This window comes from Sporomusa sp. KB1 (assembly GCF_007830295.1).
GTDB lineage: Bacteria > Bacillota > Negativicutes > Sporomusales > Sporomusaceae > Sporomusa.
On the sequence record NZ_VLKC01000002.1, the window covers coordinates 1,685,555 to 1,707,951 of the forward strand.

General features: G+C 41.8%; 25 protein-coding genes and 1 tRNA gene. 7 read left to right on the forward strand and 19 right to left on the reverse strand.

The features are described from left to right. Window positions 1-15: 15 nt before the first annotated feature. The 3 genes from SALPA_RS11580 to SALPA_RS11585 form a co-directional block, all read right to left on the reverse strand. Window positions 16-237: a hypothetical protein gene (locus tag SALPA_RS11580; RefSeq protein ID WP_145093882.1), complete on the reverse strand. Its 222-nt coding sequence runs from the start codon at window positions 235-237 to the stop codon at window positions 16-18. A gap of 131 nt (window positions 238-368) precedes the next feature. Then, complete coding sequence (locus SALPA_RS29000; RefSeq protein WP_169718049.1) at window positions 369-506, reverse strand: hypothetical protein; 138 nt, start codon at window positions 504-506, stop codon at window positions 369-371. Between the two features lie 466 nt (window positions 507-972). Then, complete coding sequence (locus SALPA_RS11585; protein WP_145093885.1) at window positions 973-1,221, reverse strand: hypothetical protein; 249 nt, start codon at window positions 1,219-1,221, stop codon at window positions 973-975. A 231-nt stretch (window positions 1,222-1,452) separates the two neighbouring features. On the opposite strand from SALPA_RS11585, the gene SALPA_RS29005 reads away from it, so the two are divergent. Continuing rightward, window positions 1,453-1,626, forward strand: a complete 174-nt coding sequence (locus tag SALPA_RS29005) for a hypothetical protein (RefSeq protein ID WP_186451037.1) — start codon at window positions 1,453-1,455, stop codon at window positions 1,624-1,626. 150 nt (window positions 1,627-1,776) lie between these two features. Next, window positions 1,777-1,923 carry a hypothetical protein gene (locus SALPA_RS29010; protein ID WP_186451038.1) on the forward strand — a complete coding sequence of 49 codons (147 nt, stop codon included), beginning with the start codon at window positions 1,777-1,779 and terminating at the stop codon, window positions 1,921-1,923. A gap of 471 nt (window positions 1,924-2,394) precedes the next feature. Here the strand turns inward: SALPA_RS29010 and SALPA_RS11590 are convergent, their stop codons facing one another. Beyond that, on the reverse strand, window positions 2,395-2,643 hold the full coding sequence (locus SALPA_RS11590; protein ID WP_145093888.1) for an AbrB/MazE/SpoVT family DNA-binding domain-containing protein: 249 nt from the start codon (window positions 2,641-2,643) through the stop codon (window positions 2,395-2,397). A 278-nt stretch (window positions 2,644-2,921) separates the two neighbouring features. Next, a complete protein-coding gene (locus SALPA_RS11595; protein WP_145093891.1) occupies window positions 2,922-3,563 on the reverse strand; it encodes a hypothetical protein in 642 nt (213 codons plus the stop codon). A 160-nt stretch (window positions 3,564-3,723) separates the two neighbouring features. Here SALPA_RS11595 and SALPA_RS11600 point away from each other — a divergent pair, with 160 nt between their 5' ends. From SALPA_RS11600 to SALPA_RS11610, 3 genes are all read left to right on the forward strand, one after another. Beyond that, window positions 3,724-4,140, forward strand: a complete 417-nt coding sequence (locus SALPA_RS11600) for an ATP-binding protein (RefSeq protein ID WP_145093894.1) — start codon at window positions 3,724-3,726, stop codon at window positions 4,138-4,140. A gap of 132 nt (window positions 4,141-4,272) precedes the next feature. Beyond that, window positions 4,273-4,530 (forward strand): hypothetical protein, encoded by a 258-nt coding sequence (locus tag SALPA_RS11605; protein ID WP_145093896.1) that lies wholly within the window; start codon window positions 4,273-4,275, stop codon window positions 4,528-4,530. Between the two features lie 239 nt (window positions 4,531-4,769). Further along, window positions 4,770-5,201 (forward strand): hypothetical protein, encoded by a 432-nt coding sequence (locus tag SALPA_RS11610; RefSeq protein ID WP_145093899.1) that lies wholly within the window; start codon window positions 4,770-4,772, stop codon window positions 5,199-5,201. Window positions 5,202-5,264: 63 nt separating this feature from the next. On the opposite strand, the gene SALPA_RS11615 is transcribed toward SALPA_RS11610, so the two are convergent. The 8 genes from SALPA_RS11615 to SALPA_RS11645 form a co-directional block, all read right to left on the reverse strand. After that, on the reverse strand, window positions 5,265-5,621 hold the full coding sequence (locus SALPA_RS11615; protein WP_145093902.1) for a hypothetical protein: 357 nt from the start codon (window positions 5,619-5,621) through the stop codon (window positions 5,265-5,267). 220 nt (window positions 5,622-5,841) lie between these two features. Further along, a complete protein-coding gene (locus SALPA_RS29015; protein ID WP_186451039.1) occupies window positions 5,842-5,982 on the reverse strand; it encodes a hypothetical protein in 141 nt (46 codons plus the stop codon). Between the two features lie 332 nt (window positions 5,983-6,314). After that, window positions 6,315-6,390 (reverse strand) — tRNA-Thr (locus SALPA_RS11620). 49 nt (window positions 6,391-6,439) lie between these two features. After that, window positions 6,440-7,690 carry an HD domain-containing phosphohydrolase gene (locus SALPA_RS11625; RefSeq protein WP_145093905.1) on the reverse strand — a complete coding sequence of 417 codons (1,251 nt, stop codon included), beginning with the start codon at window positions 7,688-7,690 and terminating at the stop codon, window positions 6,440-6,442. Window positions 7,691-7,773: 83 nt separating this feature from the next. Next, window positions 7,774-8,046 (reverse strand): anaerobic ribonucleoside-triphosphate reductase, encoded by a 273-nt coding sequence (nrdD, locus tag SALPA_RS11630; RefSeq protein ID WP_145093908.1) that lies wholly within the window; start codon window positions 8,044-8,046, stop codon window positions 7,774-7,776. Between the two features lie 93 nt (window positions 8,047-8,139). Continuing rightward, complete coding sequence (locus SALPA_RS11635; protein ID WP_145093911.1) at window positions 8,140-8,709, reverse strand: indolepyruvate oxidoreductase subunit beta; 570 nt, start codon at window positions 8,707-8,709, stop codon at window positions 8,140-8,142. A gap of 1 nt (window position 8,710) precedes the next feature. After that, window positions 8,711-10,492 carry an indolepyruvate ferredoxin oxidoreductase subunit alpha gene (gene iorA, locus SALPA_RS11640; protein ID WP_145093914.1) on the reverse strand — a complete coding sequence of 594 codons (1,782 nt, stop codon included), beginning with the start codon at window positions 10,490-10,492 and terminating at the stop codon, window positions 8,711-8,713. A 62-nt stretch (window positions 10,493-10,554) separates the two neighbouring features. Next, window positions 10,555-10,752: a hypothetical protein gene (locus SALPA_RS11645; RefSeq protein ID WP_145093916.1), complete on the reverse strand. Its 198-nt coding sequence runs from the start codon at window positions 10,750-10,752 to the stop codon at window positions 10,555-10,557. Window positions 10,753-11,207: 455 nt separating this feature from the next. Here SALPA_RS11645 and SALPA_RS11650 point away from each other — a divergent pair, with 455 nt between their 5' ends. Together SALPA_RS11650 and SALPA_RS11655 are read left to right on the forward strand one after the other, a co-directional pair. Continuing rightward, a complete protein-coding gene (locus SALPA_RS11650) occupies window positions 11,208-11,537 on the forward strand; it encodes a hypothetical protein (RefSeq protein ID WP_145093919.1) in 330 nt (109 codons plus the stop codon). A 41-nt stretch (window positions 11,538-11,578) separates the two neighbouring features. After that, window positions 11,579-14,320, forward strand: a complete 2,742-nt coding sequence (locus tag SALPA_RS11655) for a cation-translocating P-type ATPase (RefSeq protein WP_145093921.1) — start codon at window positions 11,579-11,581, stop codon at window positions 14,318-14,320. Window positions 14,321-14,395: 75 nt separating this feature from the next. Here the strand turns inward: SALPA_RS11655 and SALPA_RS11660 are convergent, their stop codons facing one another. From SALPA_RS11660 to SALPA_RS11685, 6 genes are all read right to left on the reverse strand, one after another. Beyond that, on the reverse strand, window positions 14,396-14,887 hold the full coding sequence (locus tag SALPA_RS11660) for a GNAT family N-acetyltransferase (protein ID WP_145093924.1): 492 nt from the start codon (window positions 14,885-14,887) through the stop codon (window positions 14,396-14,398). Between the two features lie 450 nt (window positions 14,888-15,337). Next, window positions 15,338-15,664, reverse strand: a complete 327-nt coding sequence (locus tag SALPA_RS11665) for a hypothetical protein (RefSeq protein WP_145093926.1) — start codon at window positions 15,662-15,664, stop codon at window positions 15,338-15,340. Between the two features lie 217 nt (window positions 15,665-15,881). Continuing rightward, a complete protein-coding gene (nifJ, locus tag SALPA_RS11670; RefSeq protein ID WP_145093929.1) occupies window positions 15,882-19,388 on the reverse strand; it encodes a pyruvate:ferredoxin (flavodoxin) oxidoreductase in 3,507 nt (1,168 codons plus the stop codon). Window positions 19,389-19,465: 77 nt separating this feature from the next. Then, window positions 19,466-20,674, reverse strand: a complete 1,209-nt coding sequence (gene ilvA / locus SALPA_RS11675; RefSeq protein ID WP_145093932.1) for a threonine ammonia-lyase — start codon at window positions 20,672-20,674, stop codon at window positions 19,466-19,468. Between the two features lie 11 nt (window positions 20,675-20,685). Then, the gene (locus SALPA_RS11680) at window positions 20,686-21,072 is read right to left on the reverse strand and encodes a RidA family protein (protein ID WP_145093935.1); all 387 of its coding nucleotides are present in this window, start codon (window positions 21,070-21,072) and stop codon (window positions 20,686-20,688) included. A gap of 414 nt (window positions 21,073-21,486) precedes the next feature. Next, window positions 21,487-22,155 (reverse strand): transcriptional regulator, encoded by a 669-nt coding sequence (locus SALPA_RS11685; RefSeq protein WP_145093938.1) that lies wholly within the window; start codon window positions 22,153-22,155, stop codon window positions 21,487-21,489. Between the last annotated feature and the right edge of the window lie 242 nt (window positions 22,156-22,397).

A 22,397-nucleotide genomic window follows, 5' to 3' on the forward strand; every position in this document is an offset into this window, starting at 1 on the left:
AAAAAATCCCCACAGCTATTTATCTTGTGGGGATTTTGGCGTTAACAGCATATCTTTACGCCACCTGATTTCCTTGTAAACGGCAATAATATCAGAACTTAACCCCGCTAAAATACTGGGATCAGCATCCGGTGACAGCTTATAGCGCTCTTCCAGCATCACCAGCAATTCATTCAGGCGGTTTAAATCCTCCTCAGCCCTTTCCATTTCCTCCCGATACCAATTCATTCCACACATTACGATAACCTCCCTTTACTGCTATACCAAATAAGAAAAAGGCCTTGCATCATCGCAAGGTCTTTTATACTTAAAACCGCTAGTCATATTTGAAATGACGCCCTACGCTTTATAAAAGCGGCCTATGTTATCTATTTACTTTCTTGATCCCGCATGCAAAAGACTTTACCCTCTTGGCTGCGATGGAAGTTAATACATTCGCAACACTTACCATGCCGTTCACAATCAGTTTTAGGACAGGTGCAGTTTTCTTCGTTGCAGTTAGCCATATCTATTATTACCCCCTAGTATGTTATAAGAGAGATATTCGAGCTTAGCAACGAAATTCCTGCATAGGAAAAGTGACCCCACGCTTTCTAAGGTACTTGTTTAATTTTGACGCAACCACCTTCACATAAATAATCAGTTTTTGCTGATACTATATTGGGATAGTTTAACCAAAAGGGGAGGCGTTGCTTATGACAGCAATAGCAATTGCAGCATTAGTTGTAATCGGAGTATGTCTTATAGCCATCGCGTACTTTGAAATGGTATCCTATCCCTGGCAATAACTATATTGTCGTTTGGGGGCTATTACAGCCCCCTGAACTTCACCAGCTTTATTTCCCTGCTACCTACACAACTTGATAAATATAGAAGTGCTCAGCAACATATCAGTCGCTGAGTACTTCCGCTCTGTTTGTCTATCCGCCGTTGGCGGAGTTTGTATTCCCTGGATATTTGACAGCATACCCCTTACTTCTCCGCCCCGGCTCGCGCGTTCCTTTCGGCTAAAATCACGCTATCTTTTACGGCTCCTATTTCGTCCGTATTATTAATATCTCTTATGGCTATTTCTAACACCTTAGGCAATAGCAATTGCTCAGACACTAACAGGTCTTGGCCGTTCATGTTTTGAATGACCTTTTGAGCTAAGGTTGTAATTATCTCGCATTGTTGTGGCGGCACATCTTTCAATAATTTACTAACATCCTGTATACTCATTTATTTATCCTTTCCCAGCCCCGCCAAGGGCTTACTTGGTTTTATTTAGAAGTTTTCGAGATACACCACTGTTTTTCCTACCTCTTCTTACATGTTGCCGATTCCGACTTGTTAGGATTCCATACCAGCAGTTACCACATACTCATTTTATCATTACTCTCACTCCAAAATAATATAAAAATGCATGCGCAAGCACTCCCTGACAGAACCTATATCAGGAGGTGATTTTGCATGCCTAAAAAATCTAAAATGAAGCCATCCACCAGTAAAACTGCCACGAGTGCTGGTGACAATGCCCTATCACGCGAACAAATAAATAGTTCAATAAATTCCAAGTCTACTGCTAACGATGCCGAATATCTTAAGGAATTGGAGCAGATTATCAAGGACAGGGCGGCAGAATAGCCGCCCTCTTTATTTATCTTTATATTTCTTTATTTATTAAAGGGATTTCTATACACATAGTTTGTGCAGTACAATCGATACATTTTTTTATCACTTCCTGACAACATAACCCGTATAATAGAGTAACTAACACTATAAGGTGGTGATAATTTGATTATTGACTTTGATGAACGAAAATTTAGAGCTGAAGTTATAAATATGGTTCGCCCCTTAGGACTAGACAAGAGTCTGATTGGGCAAGTAGTGTCTCAAGCATTACTCGCCGTTCGTAAAGCAAGTAAACCAGTAAAAATGTAATTTTACTCACAGCCGCTAACGCGGCTTTTTTTTTGCCATTCTGCTCGTTTCTACTGTGATTCGGCTATTACCGGTTGCGGTTGGTGGTAGTGTATCCAAATTTTTTAATTTAGTGCAGCATTAAATAAAAAAATGAACGTCCACGGTTTGTAACACTGTATTTTATGACTACCGCTGCGAACAATCAGTGAACTTGTTTCAGCATCGGCGGGCTCAGGTGGGGAGTCTACCCCACCTAAACAAACGCTGCCTGCAGAGGCGGGAGTCTTAACTCGCCGCAAAAGATAAATAAAAAAAAGACGCACCCCGAAAGATGCGATTTAACTGAAAGGGTGGCAATAGTGGCAAACTATTGTCACCATATTTAGTTTATATTATAATTTTTAGAATTTGTTTAGAAAATATTCCCGTGTGTAACATGTAAAATTAAAACCGCCCACCAGGACGAACCCGGCAGGCAGCTATAGTCATTTAGACTATTTTTTGACTCATAGATGAAAAACAAGCTTTACAAATATTTTTCCCCTTGAACTTAGTTACCTCATCTCTACTGCCGCAAAATACACAAGCAGGCTCATGTTTCCGCAAAATGATTTGATCATTATCGGTATATATTTCGAGACCATCATATCCTTTAATGTCAAAGATGCGGCGTAATTCAATAGGTAATACCACCCTACCAAGTTCGTCAACCCTTCTAACAATTCCAGTAGCTCTCATTTTTTCTCCTTTTTTACCTTATCCAATAAAATAATCCAAGATACATACATTAATTTACCTAATCCTGTCAATCGTTTTTAGCTGTATAAGCAGAAGCAAGCTTGATAAAAAGGACTACTAACATTTATGTCCATAGATAGGCCACCTTCTATAGACATATTTAGAATTATATGCCACTATTTTTAGAAATTCTTTAGAAAAGACTGGAAAATACAAAACCGCCCACCAATGAACGAAATGGCAGGCGGCCAAAAAGAATCAAGGGGTTTTAATACGTGCTAGTGATGTATTTTAATACTTTTTTCATCTTTTATTCTGTTGGTGGGTTGGTTCAGGGCAACTTTTACGCGATATGCCGTGATGATAAGGGAAAGATAAGCAACGTCTTCTACTATTTCTTCCATGATTTCGAAGTGCAACAGTTTTTCGGCAATAGTAGCAACTATGAAAGAAAAAATGACTAGCAAAAATTCACCAGTTGGGAAACGACCTTGCTGGTAGAGTTTATAGGGAACCGCTAACAGTTTATACTTAATAACCGCAAATAGCCATGAAAGGATAACAACTGCAATCACCGGGTAAACGATTGAGCCATAGGGGAGCTGAGAGACAGGTATAAAAAAAGGGCCAGTAATAGGATCAATACCCACAGGATAAAACACTCTGCCCCAACTCATTTCCCGGCCTGCCATTAACAGCCAGAGAGGAATTGCCCAAGCTAAGAAACGAGCATGGTGGTACCGTCCGTCAGACCTGGCCTCCTGCTGCCATTTTACGGTTAGCAATGCTCCTACGGATAGTATCACGACCTGTGACCACTCTAACGGACTATCTTCCCATCCCCAGGATGGTGGTAAGTGACTGCCAATAAAATATGAGAAAATAACAATGATTATCAAAGTATACTTCCATAAATACATATAAAAGACTTCCTTACTATAAAATATTTAGCATACTTATTCTACCTCTAATGTCTTTGAAAATCACTTAGTATTTTTTCAATCATTTGGGAGGGAAACTATTAAAAGGATGGAATTATTATAGATACATACAGTTTATTTGTGGGAGGAATAATTTGAAATGAAACTAATTATTGGTCATACTGGCTCTGGTAAAACGGCAAAAGCAATTAAGGTAGGCCTTAAATTAGCAGAGGCAGGTAAAAGAGTGTTATTTTTTGACGGAGAATCATCTGCTGAACACTATTTAAAATCTAGATTAGATAACCAAAAACTCCCTGTTGGTTTTAATATCTTTGATAAATTTAGTAAGGTTCAAGATATCTATTCTAAAATTGAATATGGTGGATATGATGTTTATGTTATAGATACACCTAATTTATATTTCGATTTGGAGAAACTACATAAAATGACAACCTCGAGTTCTTTGTACTTTGTATTAGGTCTAGAATCTAATATCTTTCCGGAGTTAAATAAGGATATGGTTATTATTACGTCCTATGATGAATTAAAGTCTATGTTTTCTAATAGAGTTTGAAAAACTGATACAGTTTCAAAAATGAAAACGAACATTATCTAAAGCATATCATAGTGGTGTATGCTACGATGATGTTCTTCTTTCTTCTCTACAAACCATTGCAACGTCCAGTTGCGGCCGTCTGGTCAGTGCATGCGATATAAAGAGGATAGAAACTACCTTGGCGGACAAGTTTTAGGACAAAACGATAAAAACGGGCTTGCAGATAACCTGCAAACCCGCGTATTTCCTGGAGCCGATAATCAGATTCGAACGGATGACCTACGTTTTACGAAAGTGACGTTAGCGATTTTTTTGCATGGAGAGCCCTCCTTGCAGAACTTTTTTGTGTTTAGTATAGAACAAACGTTTGTCATTGTAAAGAAGAAACGAACAGTACCGCAGCAATAGAGTATAGCGTAGCTATATAAAAAGCAACTCGGATTCAACTGTCGAGTTGCTTTTGTGTTTTTGAATATCTAGAATTAGATATTCTAGACTATACCTATTCTTGAAGATTATTTAATTTGTACTAATTATTTCATAATAGATTTTAAACTCTTTTTAAAAATTACAAGGTACTATATAACCATGTCATAAACAATCATTTAGGTTTACGGCATATTCTTAATAAAGAAAGGAAGATATCTTTGAAACAGTCTATACGTAAAGCGATTCTGACATTAGTAGGAACATCACTGGGCGTGTACATGATGGTCGCGCCACTCGCAGTAAATGCGTCGGCGAATCCCACGGTAAATCAACCTAATCAAACACAAGCAGTAGACCAGAAGCAACAGTCCGCTTCAAAACATGATAAAATTGGTCAAGATCAACTAACTAAACGTGCAAAAGCAAGCCACGATCGCCACAAAAATGATAAAAATTCCCAAAAATCTCCGGTAGAAGTGGTTAAATCCTGTGCTAGTGAATTAGGCTTTACTGTTCGAAATGACACTTTTACCTTAGTAAGCCAAAATCAGAATACTGCTGTTGTCCAAGTTTTACATGATGGGAATTCCTATGACGTCACTTTAACGAAATCAAATAATGGTGCCTGGGTAGTTTTATCCGTAGAGTAACTATTATATTAGGCGTGTCGCTGTACGTTTTTATAAATATACAGCGACACGTTTTTCATTTTATCAATTACCCGATGAGCCGGAACCAATGGCAATACCAATTAAAAGGGCCGCAATTTGGCGCAAATTCTGATCATGACGGTCTTTCTCCCGCTCTTGCCGCTCACGCCATTCCCTTTCACCTTCATGCGGCCGGCGCTTCATTTCTCTTTCATGCCGCTCGTTTTCCTGGCGTTTGCGTTCATCGTGCTGACGTTGGCGTTCATCATCATGTCGGTCATTACGGTCAAGATACGCGATTCGCTGTGAACCGTCGTTATGTAATGGTCCAGAGGCTGCTGCAGCTACTGAGGAAAACATTCCTACTTGAAGTAAACCAAGCATTGAGTATATGATAACTTTTTTGCCTATAATTTTCATGGAAACATTCACTCCCTAAATGTTTGTTATTGGATCTCCATGGATTAATAATAACCGCCATTATTTAGAATTTCTTTAGAGAAGTTTGGAAATAGAAAAACCGCACCCCGAAGGATGCGGCAGGAATAATAAAAAAGTAATTATTAATGAGCTTATTGGATGTAAATTGGATGATTGAAAGCCCATCCCCCGGCCAATTGGGAGATGGGCTATAACGCTGTTAACTAATGCTATTGATATCGAATGGCCGCCGTGTTGCCGTGCCTCCGGCCACATTTTTAAGGTCCTGGTCGGTCAGTTCACTATTCTCTTCCTGTTCATCTGTCTGGATTTCAGTCTGTTTATTTTCTTCGTTGCTCATATGGCACCTCCATTTTTAATTTTATTATAGCAGGTTTGGGATTGAATGTGGTTAAAGGTTTGCTAAAATAAATAAGCCGACCAGGCATTTACATTCCGCAAATATGTCCATTCTCGTAAAGATGCTACAAAAAAAGCTGCCGATGCTGTCGCAGAAATAGTTAAAGCCAAATCTGAAGCTGCTGCAACCGAAGAAGAAAAAGGAGAAAAAACCGACGAAGAAAATACGAAAGAGACAGACGAATAATTCCGCCTGTCTCTCTAATTTTGTGACAACTGCACCACTTTGACCCACGCTTTTATGGGCCTCACGACTACAAATGCCTATTTTACTGGAGCCGATAATCAGATTCGAACTGATGACCTACGCTTTACGAAAGCGTTGCTCTACCAACTGAGCTATACCGGCGAATTGGACACTCTTATTTTACCTGCTGCCGGACAAAAAGTCAACATGACTAACTTTCATTTGTTGTCCAACTCATTTGTGCAATCTGATCGCACAGATTACTTAGGCTGCCACTATCGCTAAACAGGTCATCAACGACCCTGCTGTCTATTTTGCGATTATCAGCCATACCCCGCATAATTCTTTCGACTTCGCGTACCGCAAGTGACTGACGATAAGGCCGTTTTTCGATTAACGCTACAAAAACATCGGCTACGTTAACAATTCTTGAACCCAGGCTCAAAGATGATTCAGGCATACGGAATGGATAACCTGCACCGTCTAAGGTTTCATGATGAAAAGCCGCCCATTCAGCAATAAGTGAAAAACCGTCAATTTGCTCAAGAATCCGGTAGGTGTAGTACGGATGCTGTTTAATTATGGAAAATTCTTTATCTGTTAGTTTATTCGGACTTTCTAGTAGTTCATTGGGTATTGCCAATTTCCCCAAGTCGTGAAACAAACCGGCAATTTTTATTAGCTTAATTTCTTCCCGACTATAGCCTCTAGCCTGAGCCAAAAACGCCGAAACCTGAGCAACGCCACGGGAATGCATACCAGTAAAGCGACTGGTTCTATCAATGATGGTAGCAAAAATCTCGGCAATATTTACTACATCATCAATATTAAATACCATCCGGCCATAGATATCAATTTGACGAAAAAAGTTCTGGTAATAGTTGGGGTTGGTCAAGTCGAGCCAAAAACTCTCCTGCCGGGCAAACTCATGCAAAGCCCGCACCAACTCAGGATCAAAATAACTGCCACTTAACTCTCGTATCGCTGATAACATATCCGGACGTTGCTCAAATATGTAGACCTTGTCTTTTAGCAATATCTCCAGACGATCAGCCAGGTTTATTATCCGGCTGGTTATAGGAATATCCTTACCAGCCAGACCAGATGGACTAGAGCCATCCCATTTATCATGGTGATGCCGGATTGTCTCAGCCAGGATACTAAACTGCGGGGAATCCTTTAATAGCTCGTAACCCGCCTCGGCATGACGGTATACGTCATCTGCCACCTTAAATTCCTGTAGTTTTTTTCTTTCAGACCAATTGGACACCGCACCAATATCATGTAACAGCGCGGCATATACCAAGATCTGCTGTTGCCCCTCATTCAAGCCAATATGCTCGGCAATCCGTCCTGCAATCAGTGCTGTTCGCCAATGGTGTTTCGATAAACCGTCTGTTGACAGTTCTAGTGCTATTGATAATGCACTTACTAAATTACTAGGATGGATAGTAAACAGCATAGTTTTTTCCCCGCCCCCTATATAAAAAATGAATTACCCGCGGCAATGGTCCTTATACACCAATTACCGCGGATGATACAGTACTAACTATGGGCACACCGATCTGCCAATTCGGCTTGCTTCGAAGAATTAAAGCGATCCTCTGTACTAAGATAGCCGGTTATCCGGCGCACTCTCCTAATTGGGGAGCGTTCAACTGCTTTAACTTCAATTTCATCCCCATGTATAGTTAACTGTACAGCAGCAAGTTCTTTCCCTTTGCGGTTCCATAGCTGCTGCTCCGCAGCAACTATTTCTCTAATCTCTTCCTCCGTAATTTCGGGCTCTGCAACAACTTTTACACCGTCGATTACCATATATACCGCCTCCCTATGTTAGTTGGATACCTCAATAATACTACCTATTCGATAACAGGCAATAGTTAATACAATTATCCCGCTTTTCAGGTATTATACTAAGTCCATGCCTGCTGCCAACGCTTTTAAATTTAGTTCTATAAACTTCTCTTTAACACTGTCACTGATTATTTTTTCCCAATTAATAGCCTCAAGTCCCATGGATTTGATAATAGTGCCTAACAATATGACATTCATAACCTTTGGATTTCCAAGCTCTGCCGCCCGTTTTGCCGCATGGACTACTTTTGTTGGTACCTTGCTTGATAATTCCTCCAAAATTCCGGTCGGATAATCAAATTTCCCTGAAAGAATGGGCATTGAGTTTATTTCATAGTCGTTTACCACAACTTTTCCGTCTGGTTTTAGATATTTCAGCCAACGTAAGGCTTCCATTTTCTCAAAAGATACCAGGATGTCTGCTCCACCTACTTCGATAACTGAGGCTTCTACTTTATCTCCGTATCTAACTTGCGAAGATACAGATCCGCCTCTTTGCGACATACCATGAATTTCACTCATTTTTACATCATACCCAGCTTCCATAAGGCCTGTTGTCAGAAGCTTGCTGGCAAGTATGGTGCCCTGGCCGCCTACTCCTACCAAAAGAATGCTCTTTACCATGTTATGCTTCCTCCTTTTGAATCGCTTGTTTCGGACAAACCTGGAGGCAGACCTCGCACCCTACGCAATCTAAGCCGATACTCGCCTTTTTACTGGTTTTATCAAAATATATTGCCGGACAACCTGTTTTAATGCAACTTCTGCAACCTATGCATACTTCAGTATCTACAGTACAACGCTTGGTAAAGCTTCCTTTAAACTCCTCTTTGTCCTGCGGCGAAAACTTCTTTAATACGCAAGGCCATCTTGTGATTATTACCGCTGGTTCATTTAGGCTGAGCGCCCAGTCCAGCGCGTTTTCCACTGCCTTAAGATTATTAGGATTGATAACTACTACCTGATCAATGCCACAGGCCTTTACAAGTTTTTCTATATCTACCGGCCTGGTCTCTTTGCCTTGCAAGGTATAGCCTGAACCGGGGTTCTCCTGATGTCCTGTCATACCGGTGATTCGGTTGTCCAATATTACGGTAATGGTATTACTCTGGTTATAGGCTACATCCAGGAGAGAATTGATGCCAGTGTGAAAGAAGGTGGAATCACCAAGAACAGCGACAGCCCGCATCGGTGAGTTCTCTTGCATGCTAAAGACTTGCTGCGCCCCATGACCGGCACTAATACTTGCGCCCATACAAATATTATAATCCATGGCATTGTACGGCTCAGCAAAACCCAGCGTATAGCAGCCGATGTCCCCGGAAAGCAGGAGATTTTTCCGCTTACCCAAGGTATAAAATAAACCTCTGTGCGGACAGCCGGCACACAAGGTTGGCGGTCTTGGAACAACTTTATCCGCATCATAGTCAATGGACGAATTTTCTTTGCCGTAAACTGCTTTTCTGATTACATCAGGTGTTAATTCTCCACAGAAGGGAATCAGGTTTTTACCGATACAATCAAAGCCTAATATGCGAACCTGTTCTTCAATATACGGATCATTTTCTTCAATAATATAAACCTTTTCGACTTTTTTGCAAAACTCTTTAATCTTTTCAGCTGGCAGCGGATAGGTAAAGCCTAGTTTTAAGTAGGACGCACTATCGCCGAATACTTCTTTAGCGTAGCTGCAGCATCCCCCTGAGGCGATTATACCAATTTTGGTACTATTCCACTCGATATAATTCAAGCTGGTGTTATTAGAGAATTCCAACAGTTTTTGCAGTCGCTCTTCTACTTTTAATCGCAGCATTCTGGCATGAGCTGGTACTGTGATATACTTCTTTGTGTTTTTTACATAGTCTTTAATACCAACTTCTTCGCGGTCTTTACACTCGACAATGCCCTTAGAGTGACATACTCTTGTCGTCATCCTGAGCAAAACCGGTGTATCATATTTCTCACTGATTTCAAAAGCTGCTTTCGTCATATCTTTGGCTTCCTGGCTGTCTGTCGGCTCCAGCATAGCTATCTTGGCAAATTTAGCATAATTACGATTATCCTGCTCATTTTGCGAAGAATGTTGACCAGGTTCATCAGCCGTAACCAGCACCATTCCACCATTTACCCCTGTATAGGCATAGGTAAACAGCGGGTCTGCTGCCACGTTTACCCCAACATGCTTCATTGAGGCTATGGCTCTCGCGCCGGCGATGGATGCGCCAATAACAGCTTCTAAAGCAACTTTTTCATTTGGTGCCCATTCTGCCAAAATATCCTCTTTATAAGTGGCAATATTTTCAAGTATTTCCGTGCTGGGTGTACCAGGATAGGCCGATGCAAATTTTACGCCTGCTTCGTAGGCTCCACGGGCGATCGCTTCATTTCCCGTTAATAATTTCTTCATGTACAACTCTCCTTTTTGAGTAAATGTATACCTAAAAACCATCCCCGCGAGTCCTAAAGATGCTAAGCTTTAAGATCAATTGAGCCCTCTGTAGGAGAGGGCCGCTTCTCATGTTCTTTAGCTACTTGCTGATTCTTCAGCTTATTCTTCTTGCGCGGCATACTTTGGTCAGACAGCTGGTTAAAGAACTGAATGGGACGTACAGGCGAGATTTTTCCTAATCTTTCGACAGGGGGAATCGACGTCGTTTTTCGTTCCATTGAGTACACTCCCTTTAGCCATGATGTAAACTCTATCTATAATTATACCTGAACATTTTTAAATTGCATACCATTTCCTAGTTAATACCAACACAGCAATTCACTATACTCCCCACGCTGTGCGGCAGCGCCTGCTTCAAAGAATTTCTCTATGTTTACCGATCTGGAGGACATTATCCATTGACATATATTACTTCCTGATACTATAATATAGTAACAATTCAATATTGTCCCAAGGGGAGTAACCATTACAACAAAGTCGTCAAGCTCGGTGCGTAAGCCCCGGCTTTGTTGGCAGCATAATACTGTTGGTAAGACCTTGCCTTTACTAAAAGGCAGGGTCTTTTTAGTCTATATAGATATATATATTTATAAAGAAAGGGTGATTCTTATTAACCAGCTTCTGGATGCTTGCAATGTTGGTTACAACCAACATGCTATCTGGGGGGATGCAAATGGACTGGAAAAAGATAACCGGCTACTTCGGCTTGCTGTGCATTGTAATTGCCAGTTTAGCACAAGTGATTGCAACTATAGCCCCTAATTTTCTAGGTATCGAACCCTATGAAGCAATACTTCGTTGGGGAATTTATTTATGGGCTTATGTTATTGTTGCGACTGGCATTTATCTAGAGCAACAAACCGGGCATTTTTTTGAAATACTTCTCGGTTTGTTTGCTGGCATTTTATGCCTTGTGTTCTGGCTGACAATACCTGTCGCGCTGATTTATTTTTTCCGGGCTTTCACTAAACTTAGTAAAACAAATGGGGGATTGCCATTTTAATTCCCTGCATAATTTCTTTAATAACAAGGAGGCGTACCTTAATGGAAAAACAGTGGCACCAGTTGACCTCAGAAAAAGTTTTAGCTGAACTTAATTCTGACCTGGAGCACGGTCTCTCCTCGGGCGAAGTGACCAAGCGCCTAGCGCAATATGGCTATAATGAATTGCAGGAAAAAGATCGCGAGCCTTTATGGAAAAAGTTTTTAAATCAATTCAAAGATTTTCTGGTATTAATTCTAATAATAGCCAGTCTCATTTCGCTTGCGGTTGGTGAAGTTACCGATTCGTTGGTTATTATGGCCATAGTACTACTTAATGCCGCCTTGGGCGTATTTCAAGAGGCTAAAGCAGAAAAGGCCCTGGAAGCCTTAAAGAAGATGAGTGCCCCGAGCTCTAAGGTTATCCGTGATGGTGAGACTACCACGATTCCTTCCCGGGAGTTAGTTCCCGGTGACATCATTCTCCTTGATGCCGGAGATTACATTCCTGCCGATGTGCGTATGCTTGATTCATTTAATTTGAAGATTGAGGAAGCCTCTCTAACAGGTGAATCGGTGCCGGTTGAGAAAGAATGTTCTGTGATTGAGGGTGAACCACCCCTGGCAGAACGTCACAACTTAGGCTTCATGAGTACAGTCGTGACCTATGGGCGTGGTAAAGCCGTCGCTGTCGGTACGGCAATGAAGACCGAAATCGGAAAAATTGCCGAAATGATTCAGACGGTTGAAGAAGACATCACGCCGTTGCAAAAGAAGCTGGCAGAGTTCGGCAAAAGTCTTGGCATTGCTTGTTTAGCCGTTTGCGCCATTATCTTCGCTATGGGGCTATGGAAAGGCTATCAGGACGGTGCGTTAACTTTTAACGAAATCCAGATGATGCTTATGACCTCTATTAGTTTGGCTGTTGCCGCCATCCCAGAAGGCTTGCCTGCTGTTGTAACCATTGTGTTAGCCCTGGGTATGCAGCGGATGGCCAAGAAAAACTCGATCATGAAAAAACTGCACGCCGTAGAAACCTTAGGTAGTATCTCGGTAATCTGTTCTGATAAAACCGGTACACTCACCCAAAATCAAATGACGGTTGTTAAGGTTTTCACCCCTGGCAAGATGTTCGAGGTAAGCGGCGAAGGCTACCATCCTGTAGGACAATTTACTCGCAATAAAACAGCCGTAGACGTAACAAGTGAAAAAGACCTGGCCTTGCTGCTTAGTGGTTCCATCTTGTGTAATGATGCTCAGCTAAAAGCCTCTGATGATGATAAAAACTGGTCAATTATCGGCGACCCTACAGAAGGCGCATTGGTTGTAGCCGGCTACAAAGGCGGCTATACGCAACCTCAACTGATAGAACAATTCCCCCGGTTACAGGAAATCCCCTTTGATTCTGGCCGGAAAATGATGACCACATTGCATCAAATTGATGGACAATTGCGGACTTTCACCAAAGGTGCCCCTGATGTCCTGTTAAACTGTTGCACCGCCATTGCGGAAGGCGGATCAAGCCGCCCCTTAACCGCCGAAGATAAGGCCGCCATCCAGGCAGCTAACAAGGATATGGCGTCTCACGCTCTGAGAGTACTAGCCGTAGCCTACCGCAACTTTGACGCCAAGCCGTCTATGACTAATCCTAGTGATATCGAAAACGAACTCGTATTTGTCGGCCTGTTAGGCATGATTGACCCGCCTCGTATGGAGGTCAGAGACGCTGTTGAATTATGTAAAGGCGCTGGTATTCGCCCGGTAATGATTACCGGCGACCATCCAGATACCGCCTTCGCCATTGCCGAACAGCTTGGTATTGCCACAAATGTTAACCAGGTACGTACTGGCAAAGAACTTGATGCCATGTCCCCTGCTGACTTAAAACAAGCTGTGGAAAGTTCTAGTGTCTTTGCCCGTGTATCCCCAGAACACAAAGTAGCTATTGTCGAAGCATTGCGCAGTAACAAACATATTGTGGCCATGACCGGTGACGGTGTAAATGACGCTCCAGCCTTGAAAAAAGCCGATATTGGTGTGGCTATGGGCATAACTGGCACTGATGTTACCAAAGAGACCGCCGATATGGTAATCTCTGATGATAACTTTGCCACTATTGTCTCTGCTGTAGAAGAAGGCCGGGTTATTTATACCAATATTAAAAAGTTTGTCTATTTCCTCCTCTCTTGTAATATCTCTGAAATTCTGGTCATCTTCTTTGCCATGCTTCTCGGCTGGCCTATCCCGTTATTACCGATTCAATTATTGTGGGTTAACCTGGTAACTGACGCCTTCCCGGCCTTGGCTCTCGGCGTTGAAAAGAAAGAACCGAATGTAATGAACCTCAAACCACGCGATCCGGCTGCACCATTAATGGATAGAAACCTAAAAATCATGATTTTGGTTCAAAGTATGGCTATTGCTTTCACGGTCTTAGGAGCCTTCCAATATGCCTTAGCCGAATATAATGGTGACCTTGCTATGGCCCGGACCTTTGCCTTTACTACCCTGATTACCACCCAGATTGCCTGCGCTTTTGTTGCCCGCTCGGAATACTATTCCGCGTTCTCCCTGGGCTTCTTTAGCAACAAGTACCTAAACGCCGGTGCTGGCCTCTCCTTCGTGCTGCTCTTGCTGTCGGTTGAAGGTCCCTTACATGTGATCTTTAAAACCATTGAGCCTGGCTTACACGAGTGGCCTTTCTTGGTAGTGGTAGCTGTCATCCCCTTCCTTGTTACTGAGTGTGCCAAATGGCTGCTAAATTTATCTTCCAAACCCTCTCAGTCGACAAGCATACAAAACTAATCACTGCTGCCTTACGCAGTAAAGACCTAACTCTTTTCCCTTCGCGAGATTAGAGTCAGGTCTTTATTGTCTTGTTTAGAGAACAAGTGTCATATCAAACCACTCTGCTCCCCCATGCGTTGATTTAGAGACTCCGTTATTCACATAACCAAAGGACTTATAATAATGAATCAACTGCTCCTTACAGGTTAGAATAACACTTTTTTGCCCCGTATGCTTGGCTAACTGAATAAAGTGTTTCATTAACCGGGCAGCAATTCCCATTCGTCGGTGTCCAGGAATTACGTCCAGTCCAAAAATAGCTGCGTTTTTTCCATCCGGTATATGATGCTTTGTACTATAAAATAGTTCATCATAGATAACTGAACTATTAGTGACACAGCCGTTGATAAAACCGATTACAATCCCTTCAGTCTCTGCTACCAGAAAGTATTCTGGGAAAGCAGTAATTCTATCCTTGAATGATTTCCGTGTTGCCGCTTCTGTTGTAGGAAAACAAATTGCTTCTATTTCAGTTACGCGATCAACATCGTTTAGCTGAACTCTTCTGATCGTTACTTCTGGCATAAGGTATTCTCCCTTTTCATAATCTCCCGGCTTTTAGCACAGCAGCGAAAAGCTCCCTCAACTACCTGCGCAGGGGAAAAGACTCATATTGACGTTTATTATATCACAGATACTAGCCAGAGCAACGATTAGTTGAAAAAGGCTCAACAAGCAGGTATCACTGTTTGTTGAGCCTTTTTATCCGGACATTCTAGCTTTTCTTTTAACTAAAGTAATAAAAAACCATGCCTCTTACTGCATTATTGCATCTTTATCGCAGCCATTCCGCATATGATGTACCGGGGGATATCATGGTTTTAGACGTCTTACTGACAATCGGTTCTTTAGCAGTTGTTCCTATCGGAACAATGCTGCTACTCTGGTTACTATGCATTTTAACGCCAGACCATTAAGGTCTGGTGTTTTTTGATCAAAAATCGGGCATGCACTTTACTGTTTACCTATCTAGTATTACCACCTATGCCACTCCCGGTGTTCCATAATCCTATGTATTTCCCTTTCGTGACGCTCATTCTCATGCCTTTGTCTTTCACGCCACTCCCTCCTCGACTCAAACGGACGCCGCTTCATTTCTCTTTCATGACGAATATTTTCCTCGTGTATTCGACGGTTTCTTTCTCTTTCCCACTCGTTATGATGGTGGTCTCTTTGGTACTTATGCTCATACCGCTGCAGTTCCTCCGGTTGTGGTGATGCTTCGGCTACAGTAGCAAATAAGCCCACTTGCATCAGTCCGAGCATTGAGTATATCATAACCTTTTTCGCCATGCTTTGCATATGAATTCCTCCCCCTCCTTATTGTGGTAACCTAGCTTAATAATAAACGTCAATTTTTAGAATTTATTTAGAAAGTATTAAATGGGGCAGGCAAGTCAAATTAACATATTCTATGCTAGCCGCGCCAAAATAAGCCGCCACCCGAAGGCAGCGGCTAAAGAAAGGATAAAAATAGCGATATATTCTTTATAATCTTTGCATCCCAGAGGACAGCGCATTACCGATCTGCTAATTGCCTGTATTTTTCCCAACGCTCCTTAGCATCTTGCTTGGTTTTTTCAAATAAGGCGTCAGCAATATCGGGAAATTGCTTCTGTAGTGACGAGTAACGCACTTCACCCATAAGAAAATCTTTAAAGTCGGTGGTTGCTTCTTTCGAGTCCATAGTAAAAGGATTGTTGCCAGCATCTTTCGCTTGAGGATTGTACCTATATAATGCCCAATAACCACTATCAACAGCTCGTTTGGCCTCCAATTGACTACAGCCCATACCCACCTTCAAGCCATGATTGATACAGGGAGCGTAAGCAATAATCAGGGACGGGCCCGGATAAGCCTCCGCCTCCGCAATCGCTTTGAGGGTTTGATTTTTATCTGCTCCCATAGCAATTTGCGCTACATATACATAGCCATAGCTCATGGCTATCATACCAAGGTCTTTTTTCTTGGTACGTTTTCCGCTAGCTGCAAATTTGGCAATAGCTGCTGTCGGAGTAGCCTTGGATGACTGACCGCCCGTATTGGAATATACTTCTGTATCAAATACCAAAACATTAACGTTTTCACCAGAAGCCAAGACATGGTCTAAGCCGCCAAAGCCAATATCGTAAGCCCAACCATCGCCACCAAATATCCATTGTGATCTCTTTACCAAAAAATCTCTGTTTTTGTAGATTTCATTTAAAAGCGAATCATTACCTCTAGCCCTTTCTAGAACCTCAATCAGTTTATCGGCTCTGTCCCGTGTACCTTCTCCTGCATCTTTATTTACCAACCAATCGTTACATACCTTTTTAAATTCTTCTCCCAATTGCAGCTGAGCTGCTTTCTCAATATCCATAATCAATTTGTTTCTTACTTGTTTTACGCCCAGGAGCATACCCAAGCCAAATTCAGCATTGTCCTCAAATAAAGAATTCCCCCAAGCCGGACCATGTCCACGGTGATTTTTGGTATACGGCACAGACGGCGCACTACCCGCCCATACAGAAGAACAGCCAGTAGCATTAGCCACCATCATTCTATCGCCAAACAATTGAGTCACTAATTTAGCGTAGGGAGTTTCACCGCAGCCTGCACAAGCACCAGAAAACTCTAACAGCGGTTGTTCAAACTGGCTACCTTTAACAGTTTCCTTTTTAAGAGGATTGGGTTTAGGAGCTAAAAGCATTGCATAATCCCAAAGCTTTGCCTGTCCAAACTGAGTAGTAAGCGCTTTCATAACCAAAGCTTTTTCTTTGGCCGGACATATCTGGGCACAATTGCCGCAGCCAGTGCAGTCAAGTGGCGATATAGCCATTCTGAAATTCATATCTTTTACACCGGTAGCCGGCTTAGCCGTAAAACCTGCCGGAGCTTTTTTAATTTCGTCTTCATCAGCAAGTATCGGTCTAATGGCAGCATGCGGACAAACATAAGCGCATTGGTTACACTGAATACATTCATCCATTTGCCATTCAGGCACGTTGATGGCAATGCCGCGTTTTTCATAGGCAGCAGTACCCAAAGGGAAAGTGCCATCTTCCACAGAAATAAAGGCGCTTACCGGCAGCGCATCCCCTTCTTGCCGATTCATTGGCTTTAGGATATTCTCAATAAATGCCGGAACTTCTTTTACGCTATCCGTACCAGCCTGAGCATTTCCCCAAGAAGCAGGAACACTGAATTTCACACTAGAGTTTACACCCCTGTCAATAGCGGCGTTATTCATAGCAACAATTTTTTCACCTTTTTTGCCGTATGATTTTTCTACCGCCTCTTTCAAATAGTTAGCGGCCTCGTCCACAGGAATAATACCAGCAATTTTAAAAAAGGCAGCTTGCATGATCATATTGATCCTGCCGCCAAGACCGATTTCCCGAGCAATGCCTACAGCATCTATGGTGTAAAAGTTGATATTATTCTCGAAAATAAAACGTTTCATAGCGGCAGGCAAGTTTTCATCCACTTCCCGCTCGTTCCAGGTACAATTAAGGAGAAAATTGCCGCCCTTCTTCAAGCCGTCCAATACATTGTATTTATCTACATAAGATTGGTTGTGGCACGCAATAAAGTCCGCCTTATTAATAAGATAAGGCGCTTTTATCGGTTGTTTGCCAAATCTTAAATGAGAAATGGTAACGCCGCCAGATTTTTTAGAATCATAGGCAAAGTAAGCCTGCGCATACAGTTCAGTATGGTCACCGATAATTTTGATGGCACTCTTATTGGCACCAACCGTTCCATCTGAACCAAGGCCCCAGAACTTGCAAGCTTTAGTTCCTGTTGGCGTAGTGTCAATATCTTCCCCCAAAGACAGTGATGTATATGTCACGTCATCAACAATACCAATAGTAAAATTGTCCTTTGGCTGCTCCTGCCTGAGGTTTTCATATACGGCTTGAATATGTCGGGGAACCACATCTTTACCCCCAACACCACAGCGGCCGCCAACAATGACTGGATGCCATCCGCTGTTATAAAATGCCGTCTTTACATCAAGATATAGTGGCTCGGCTAACGATCCCATCTCTTTGGTTCTATCTAAAACAGCAATTTTTTGGACCGTTTTAGGAATATACTTAAAGAAGTGTTTAATCGAGAAAGGTCTATATAAATGAACAGTCAACAAACCAACCTTTTCTCCGTTAGCATTTAAATAATCTACCACTTCTTCAATTGCCTCACACATCGACCCCATCGCAATAATCATTCTATCTGCGTCTTTTGCACCGTAATAATTGAAAGTATGATATTCTCGTCCAGTAAGTTTAGTGATTTCACCCATATACTCTTCTACAATTTCCGGAAGAGCTTGGTAATAGCGATTGGTTACTTCTCTCTGTTGAAAATAAATGTCGGAATTTTGAACGGTTCCCCGCAATGCCGGATGATCAGGATTTAACCCTTTCCTCCGAAATTCATCCAATGCATCTCGGTCTAATAAACTAGCCAATTCCTCATATTCAAGTATCTCAACTTTTTGTATCTCATGAGAAGTCCTAAAGCCATCAAAAAAGTTGAGAAAAGGAACTTTTCCTTTAATCGCTGACAAATGAGCGACAGCCGACAAATCCATAACTTGCTGAACACTGCTTTCTGCTAACAGGGCAAACCCGGTTTGCCTTGTAGCCATAACGTCTGAATGATCCCCGAAAATACTGATGGCATTTGCACCAACAACCCTAGCGCTAACATGAAATACGCCAGGCAAAAGCTCGCCCGCAATCTTATACATATTCGGAATCATAAGCAACAGCCCTTGAGAAGCGGTATAGGTAGTAGTCAATGCCCCTGCCTGTAGTGAACCATGTACCGCTCCAGCCGCGCCACCTTCTGACTGCATTTCCACAACCTCAACGGTCTGTCCAAAGATGTTTTTTCTGCCTTGGGCCACCCACTCATCAACACTTTCGGCCATATTGGACGACGGCGTAATCGGAAAAATAGCGGCTACGTCTGTGAACGCATAAGAAATATGAGCGGCTGCCGTATTTCCGTCCATCATCTTCATTCTTCTCTTCATAAAAAATCATCCTCTTCCCTAAATATGTAAGCATTCTCATTGTACCAATGTTGAATACCATGAGTGCTCTCTCTAATTTATATAACATTTACACAATACTGATGTTGCTCCATAAGCTTTTTAATTGCATCTATTTGCTCTTGGTCGGCAGTCTCCAACTCCAGTTGAACAGAAGCATATCCCAATGGAGCGCCACGTGTTTCCCGGTCGTGGGTAACTGTCAGTACATTGGCTCCGGTTTCCGCCGTCAGCTTCAGCAACTGCCATAAGGAACCGGGTTTGTCGGGAATCACCATGTTAAATACTACTTTTCGTCCCGATTTTGCCAACCCTTTATTGATAATACGGGACATCATATTTACGTCAATATTGCCGCCACTAATAATCGCTGCTATTTTCCTGTTTTTGTATTCTGGCATTCTATTTAATACCGCTGCAACTGAAACAGCCCCCGAACCTTCTGAAATTGTCTTTACACGCTCCAGCAAAAGCAAAATCGCACTGGCTATTTCTTCTTCATCTACCGTTACAATATCATCAACATAGCGCTGGACAAGCTCAAAGGTTATATCGCCAGGAGTTTTCACAGCAATTCCATCAGCAATGGTAGGACTGCCATTACAAGTAATAATCTTCTTTTGCGCAATCGACTCAACCATGGAAGGCATATTTTTTGTCTGAACACCAATGACTTTTACACTTGGCTTTACATTTTTAATTGCTAAGGCTACGCCAGAAATCAGTCCACCGCCACCGATCGGTACAACAATGGCCTCGACGTCAGGTAAATCGTCTAAGATTTCTAAAGCAATTGTTCCCTGACCGGCAATGACCATAGGATCATTAAAGGGGTGAATAAACGTTAGTTGTTGTTCCTTTTGGATGCGACACGCCTCCGCATAGGCTTCATCATAAACCCCGCCCTGGAGAACAACCTTTGCACCGTAGCCTTTCGTCGCCTTGACCTTCGATAAGGGGGCGTTCTTCGGCATCACGATAGTAGATGAGATACCAAACAGAGTGCCTGCAAGAGCTGTCCCTTGGGCGTGATTGCCTGCAGACGAAGCAATGATTCCCGTTTTCTTTTCAGCTGCGCTCAAACTAGCCACTTTATTATAAGCGCCTCTCAATTTGAAAGAACCTGTACGTTGTTGATTTTCCATTTTTAAATAAACATGATTACTTGTCAGATCACTCAACGTATTCGTGTAGGCTAGCTCTGTTCGGACAGCAATTCCCGTCAGCGTTTCCCTGGCCTTTTTTATATCTTCCAATGAGATATTCATTTTAGCACTCCTTATTTATTGTGGCTGCATGCAATCAATTCGATTTCGACCAAAACACCTTTGGGCAAACCTGCCACAGCAACACAAGAACGAGCAGGCATCTTGTCAGTGAAGTAGCGTCCATATACTTCATTTACAGCCGCAAAATTATCCATATTCGTAATAAATACCGTGGTTTTAAGAACATCATTAAAGCTCATTTCTGCAGCAAGTAAGACCTGTTTGAGATTTTCCATAACTTGCTTAGTCTGAGACGCAATCCCTCCCTCCACAACCGTACCTGTTTGAGGATTAATAGGAATCTGACCAGAACTAAAAAGATAGTCACCCGACATCCGTGCTTGCGAATAGGGACCAATCGCCTGCGGTGCCTGTTTTGTTTCGATTACTTCCTTCATTGTTATTCCTCCTAAATGTAATAGTGATTACGTAGTTTTTGCAGTTATATTTACAAAAACATTTAGTCTTTTTATATTGGAAGGCAGCTATCTGCCTTTACTATATGGGTAGCGTGAGAAGGCGACTAACGATGCGGAACTCAGTTATGCTTTCTATTAATTTGCTCATCTATACTCCAAATAAACAAACAATATACTAAGGATTGATTAAAAGACTTTTCTTCCTACTATGGCAAGACGACTGACGCTGCAGACAGAGTATAACCTGTCCCCCAAAACCCGGCTGTTTCCGCTTTACTGAACAAGGTCATTATCAGGCAATATCATTTCTAGTAATTTTTTATCGCGATAATTTTTTTTTATTATATTAAAACAAAAAAATTTCTCCCTTTAGATCTTGTAATTTATCGATATCTATTTACAAGATAGATATCGATAAATTGTGCTTTCTGAGGTTTGCAACGTACTGGCCACCTTAGTTATGGCCCCTTTTATTTTAAAGATACCATTGCCATTCAATTTTTGAACAATAGCAGTTTTTTCATCGATAGACATTCTTTCCACTGGCATATCATACTCCGCAAGAATTTTCTCGACTGCCGAATCTACTACAGTTTCAATAGATGAGTATAAAGATTCCACTACATTTTCCTCTTCGGTTACGCCTGTATTTGCTTCCGGATTATTTGCTAATAAAACAGTAATAAGCTTATCTGTCAAATTCTTAACACTCGTGTTATCTGGTGAGAGGAGAATATTTACGCACAACATACCAATTAATTCGTTATTTTCATCTTTAATAAAATAGGTAGATGACCTCAACTTATCGCCGTTTGCTGTGCGACTTAAATAATTAACAACCGCATTTTGATTCAAATACGATTTTTTCTCCAATAACGCCAATCCGAAATCGGTCAAAGGACATCCCAACTGTCGACCGCTCATATAACCATTTCGAATGGCTATTACCGAGTTTTGCACGTCTACAACATCATGCAAAAGCACTTCACAATGTGGACCAACAATATCGGCAATGAAATTTACTAACGGAATATATGTTTCAAGCAATTTTTTAGATTTCATAACTAGACTCCAATGTTAGTTTTCAGAATTACTTCTATATTTTATACATTCAATTACTAATAAAAAAGCTCCTCCTTTAAAAATAAAAAATTATTGACGCAACCCCATCCTCCTGACAAAATCGCGTCAAATAATGATATTGGGCATTATTCTCATTTTAGCCGTGTTCCTGTCCGTTATGCTCCTTATCAGATGGACACTCCCAACTTGACAGAACCAAGGCGATCTTATTACAATTGATT